Source organism: Gammaproteobacteria bacterium, assembly GCA_011375345.1.
In the GTDB taxonomy this organism is placed as follows: domain Bacteria; phylum Pseudomonadota; class Gammaproteobacteria; order DRLM01; family DRLM01; genus DRLM01.
This window is the reverse complement of record DRLM01000072.1, coordinates 1-4892: the sequence shown is the minus strand read 5'-3', so window position 1 is coordinate 4892 and position 4892 is coordinate 1. Positions and strand designations below refer to the sequence as shown.

The following is a 4892-nucleotide window of genomic DNA, read 5'->3' as shown; positions in this document are numbered from 1 at the left end:
GCGCAGCCCTGAACCCGCCACAGACGGTAGCATCGCACCCGATGTGCATGCCGATGTGGCCGCGCTACGGGGGAGCGGCCAGCCTTTGGAACCGGCCACCCGCAAGTTCTTTGAGTCCAGGTTCGGGCACGATTTCAGCATGGTGCGCATTCACACGGACCACCGCGCCGACAGATCCGCCAATGCCCTCAACGCCAGAGCGTACACTTTGGGCAACAATATTGCTTTTGCCTCCGGGGAGTATTCGCCCGGCACGCACGGCGGGCGCCAATTGCTGGCGCACGAGTTAACCCATGTGGTACAGCAAGGGGCTTCGGTGCAGCGGCAGGCGAAAGACGCGCGGATCGGCCGCGTACCGCAGCAGCAGATTCAGCGCTGGGCCCACGCCGGCAATTGCTGGCACCCCACCATGCGTTCGCCGCAGATTGGTCAGTGGATGCATCGGGAAATCCAGCAGGAAATGGTGTTGCTGGGTTACTTGGGCGAGGTCGCGATCCCCGGTGCGTCGTGGGTCACGCCGGGCGGGGGGGCATCGGGCCGGGCCGATTTGTTGGCGACGCAGCCACCGTGGCTGGTGCCGGCGCCGGGGACGGGGACCTATCCGCCCTTTGCGCCGCCGATACCCAATCCACCCACAAACCCACCGCTCTATGCCCGCCTGGGAGAGATCAAGCCGGTGACCGACCTGGTCAACGGCCGCCACGGCAATGCCGTAGCCCAGCTCACCCATTACATGCTCCATCACGACAATTACTATGGCGGTGCCCTGGGGCCGAACCAGCAGCCCTGCGCCGCCATCAATCCCACGCTGCTGGCAGGGTTTCCCATCAGCATCTGGCCGCCCCAGTCCCTCATGGCCCTGTGGCCTGTGGATGGCATCGTGTATTACATGTGCCGGCCCATGGCGGAGCTGTCACCGGCGCTGGCCTTTATCGTGCTGCGCACCACCGAGCTGTTGCGGCGCTTGTATCGCATGTTGGGCGAGTGGGCCCGGTGGCTGGATCAATACCTGCCGGAACCGGCAGTGGCGGCCATCGTGTTTGCCCTGATGGTGTTGGCGGTGGTGGCCTTGGTGCTGCTGGTGGTGGCCATCATCGTTCTGATCGTGCTGGCCATCATTTTCTTGTTGCGATTTATACCTCCGCTGCCGGTCCCGGCGCCGGTCCCGGTACTGGCGGGAGCGGTCCCGGTGTTGGCCGCGGTGGGTATCGAGATCCCGGAATCCTTGCTCGATCCCCTGAGGGGCGTACGCGAAGACGGTGACTACGGTGACAACACCTTGGCCGGTGGCCACAACCTTGCCCCTATCGGCGAGTTGATCGGCCGCGCCGAAGGCTGGATGGCCGGCGCCAATCCCACCACTGTTCCCCAGGAACAAGTGGATGCCGTCATTGCCGCGGCGCCTGGCGTCGTGGCCGGCGGTCTGCGCACCCTGGCTGGTATGGATACCAGTTTCATGGCCGACGCGGTGTCCGGAGTGAGCAGCACTTTCGAGCGGGTGGAATGGGTAATGCGTTTCGCCCGCCAGGTGTCGGGCGGGGTGACGGGACTGGCTTCGTTGCTGGGTGTGGGAGGGGAAGAATGAGCAACACAGGCTCACTGAGGTGCGCCCGCCGCCCCCAGCCCCAGGGCGCGAGCGGCAGTCATCCGCCATGTTTTACCGGAAGGCGCCGTTTCGCGGTGTCCCGTCCCGTCCAAAGGCTGCCGCGGCAGACCAAACCGACCTTGGCGCGCGCACATAACCCTTGCGAGCACGAAGCCGACCGGGTGGCGGAGCCGGTGATGCGCATGCCCGCCGCGCCAGCCTTGAGTGTGCCGCTTCGAATCCAGCGCCTGTGCCCCCAGTGCGAAGACGAACTGCAGCGGCCGGTGGCAGAGGAAGCCGGGGAAAAACGGGTGCAAGCCGAAGCCGGGCAGGGCGGGGCGGCCGGGCTGGCACCGGGTGTTGCCGCCCAGGTGCGCGCCCTGCGCAGCGGCGGCCAGCCTTTGCCGGCAGAAACGAGAGCGTTTTTCGAGCCCCGTTTTGGCCATGATTTCAGCCGGGTGCGCATCCACGCTGACGCCCCTGCAGCCGCCACCGCTGCGGCACTGAACGCCCGCGCTTACACCTTGGGAAACCACATCGCGTTTGCTGCCGGCCAATATGCGCCGCAGCGCGAGGAAGGCCGCCACCTTTTGGCCCACGAGCTGACTCATGTAGTGCAACAAGGCACGACCACCGGCAGAGTCCCGCGGGTGCAGCGGCAGCGGCACCGACGGCCCATACGGGTCACCCTGTCCACCAGCGGCCATTGCCTCAATCCCCGCGCCATCGCCCAGGCCATCCCCGGCGCCCGGACCATGGCCCATGCGGCGCTCAATTGGTTTTTGTCGTTCAACCCGCGCAACCGGGCCCGCGTGGACCGTTTCCTGCGCGCGAATTTTCGCTCGGCGAGTCAGGATGTGTTTGATACCGTCAAATACCGGGTGCTGCGCATCCGGGAGCTGTTGGAGGCGGCGCAGGGCGGACGCCTCACCTTCGCCTGCGCGCCACCCGGCGACACGGCATGCGGCAACTGGACCGGTTATGTGCGTCGGGGCGAACGCGGCATTATTCACATCTGCCGGCCTTTCTTTCCCCTCACCCTGGAGGGCCGCCGCTGGATGCTGATCCACGAGTGCGCCCACCTGGCTGGGGCCATGACCCAGCCCGAGCACTACTATGGATTCTTCGGGCCGGTGGGCACGAGTGAGTGTTTGCGAGCCACACCCGCCGCGACGACGCGGGATGCCCTGGGCCTGGCCGACAATTATGCCCGCCTGGTCTGGTGCCTGGTGCGCCAGCCCGGCATCACGGTGACGCCGCCATAGGAGCGCTGCGTATGAACTGGTGTACTTCCATTCAAACCAAGGCGGGTCACAGCCCGCACCAGGGGACGCCCGCCCGCTTTTCGACCGGGCGCGGTTTTGGCGCACCCTCGCATCGTCAGGGTGCACCGATTCAAGCCAAGTTGACCGTGGGCGCAGCCAATGACCGCTACGAGCAGGAAGCCGATCGGGTGGCGGCGCAGGTGATGCGCATGCCCGCCACGCCAGCCATGGGCGCGCCGCCCCGAATCCAGCGCCTTTGCGCGGAATGCGAAGACGAGTTGCAGCGGCAGGTCGACGAGGAAGAAGAGGAACTGGTGCAGGCCAAAGCCGGGCCGGGCGGGGTGGCCAGCGTACCGCCGGGCGTGTCCGCGCAAGTTCAGGCTTTGCGCGGTGGCGGACAGCCTTTGCCGGCAGAAACGCGCGCGTTTTTCGAGCCTCGTTTCGGGCATGACTTCAGTCAGGTGCGGGTGCACGCGGATCAGCGGGCGGCGGCTTCGGCGCGGGCGTTGAATGCCCGGGCTTACACCCGAGGTTACGATATTGCTTTTGGTGCCGGCCAGTATTCTCCTGACACTGATCAAGGCAGGCATTTGTTGGCCCATGAGCTGACCCATGTCGTCCAGCAAAACAGTGACATAAAAAATAAAATACAGCGTTACACCTTGGAAAACGATCCGTCCACTGCACCGGCCATGTCGTGTCCCGTTGCAACGTCGTCTCCTGCTGGCGTTAGTCTGGATGTCACGTTCGGGATCAACAGCAACACACTGAGCGACGCGGACAAGGCTGCTGTTTCCAACTTTGTGCGAAATTGGCATTTGACAGCAGTGGCCGAGCCGGTCCGCGTTGACGGCTATGCCAGCGTCGACGGTCCTCCCACCCTCAACTGGCAACTGTCTTGCAACAGAGCCGAAGCCCTCGCCCATGAACTGATGACGCCTTCGGATGGTTCGCCAGGCATCCCCGCCGGCAGCATCACGCTTTTTGCACAGGGCGAGACCGATCAGTTTTCACCTTCACTGGCGCCCAATCGAAGGGCGCAAGCCCATATTCCGTCCCAACCCGTGCGTCCGCCCACCATCACCAGCGAAACCGTGGAGATCGCCCCGGGTTCCCGCACGCGGACGACGATCGGCGTGGGTGAGCGGGTGACGCTGACCCACTCCAGCGGAACGGTGAACTGGGTGACCAGCGCCGGAACCCTCTCTGCCGCAACGGGCGCGACGGTGATGTTGATGGCACCGGATACCGCACAAACGGTCACCGTAAGAGCGGGCGGCGCGAGCATTGCCTTTACCGTGGTTGCCCCAACCGGCGTGCACATGGACCGCTTTGGTACGTCGGGGGTCAAGCACACTAAGGATCATGCGGATTCCGGAATCGAAGTTTTGCCGTTCTTGTTGCCCGATACCGTCAATTTCAGCCGGGTCGTGTATCGCGAAATGAATGTTGGCGCAGTGGTAAGTAATCCCGGCCCCTACTCCTGCTTCAACAATTTCGGCCATTGTCGTCGGACGGCGGGAGGGGCGTGTAACGATCTGTCGCTGACCAATACCGTGGTCGCCGGGAAGGGAACGCAGGCCGTCATCCGTGATTGCGTCTATTCCGGGGACTGTCTGCAAGTGGCGCCGTTCGATCCGGGGAGCATCACGTTCACAATGCCTTATCAATACAAAGTCGGCGGTGGTGCGTTCCGCCAATTTACTACAGTGGTGCAACAGAGCGCGCTGGCCGCGGATCAATCGACGCTGACCTCCAGCAAGGCCGGTGCATCGGGTCGGACCACGGTGGCGTCCGCCACTTTGACCAACCCTGCCAGTGGTGGCCTCCAATGTCCTTGAAGGAGAATTCCCATGTCCGTGAAACCGAACGGGTGGGCCAGACGTAAATCACGCCTGAGACAAATGGCTATTAACCCGGCAATTAGGATTGTCGGGTTAATAGCGCGGCACAGGGATGTGCCGCCATTGGCGCAAGTCAATGCGAGCCCGCGAAATACCAGCCATTTCGCACAATGGCGCCCGTATTTCGCGGGCGGCAAT

General features: G+C 64.1%; 2 protein-coding genes and 2 pseudogenes. All 4 read left to right on the top strand.

The window, feature by feature from the left end; all coding sequences use genetic code 11:
* The 4 genes and pseudogenes from ENJ19_05280 (at position 1) to ENJ19_05265 (ending at position 4691) form a co-directional block, all read left to right on the top strand.
* Positions 1-316 (top strand): annotated as a pseudogene (locus ENJ19_05280) (DUF4157 domain-containing protein).
* 1472 nt (positions 317-1788) lie between these two features.
* Positions 1789-2450: pseudogene (locus ENJ19_05275) on the top strand (DUF4157 domain-containing protein).
* On the top strand, positions 2341-2850 hold the full coding sequence (locus tag ENJ19_05270; GenBank protein ID HHM05139.1) for a hypothetical protein: 510 nt from the start codon (positions 2341-2343) through the stop codon (positions 2848-2850). Before ENJ19_05275 ends, ENJ19_05270 begins: the two are co-directional and overlap by 110 nt.
* A gap of 11 nt (positions 2851-2861) precedes the next feature.
* Positions 2862-4691: a DUF4157 domain-containing protein gene (locus tag ENJ19_05265; GenBank protein HHM05138.1), complete on the top strand. Its 1830-nt coding sequence runs from the start codon at positions 2862-2864 to the stop codon at positions 4689-4691.
* Positions 4692-4892: the final 201 nt, after the last annotated feature.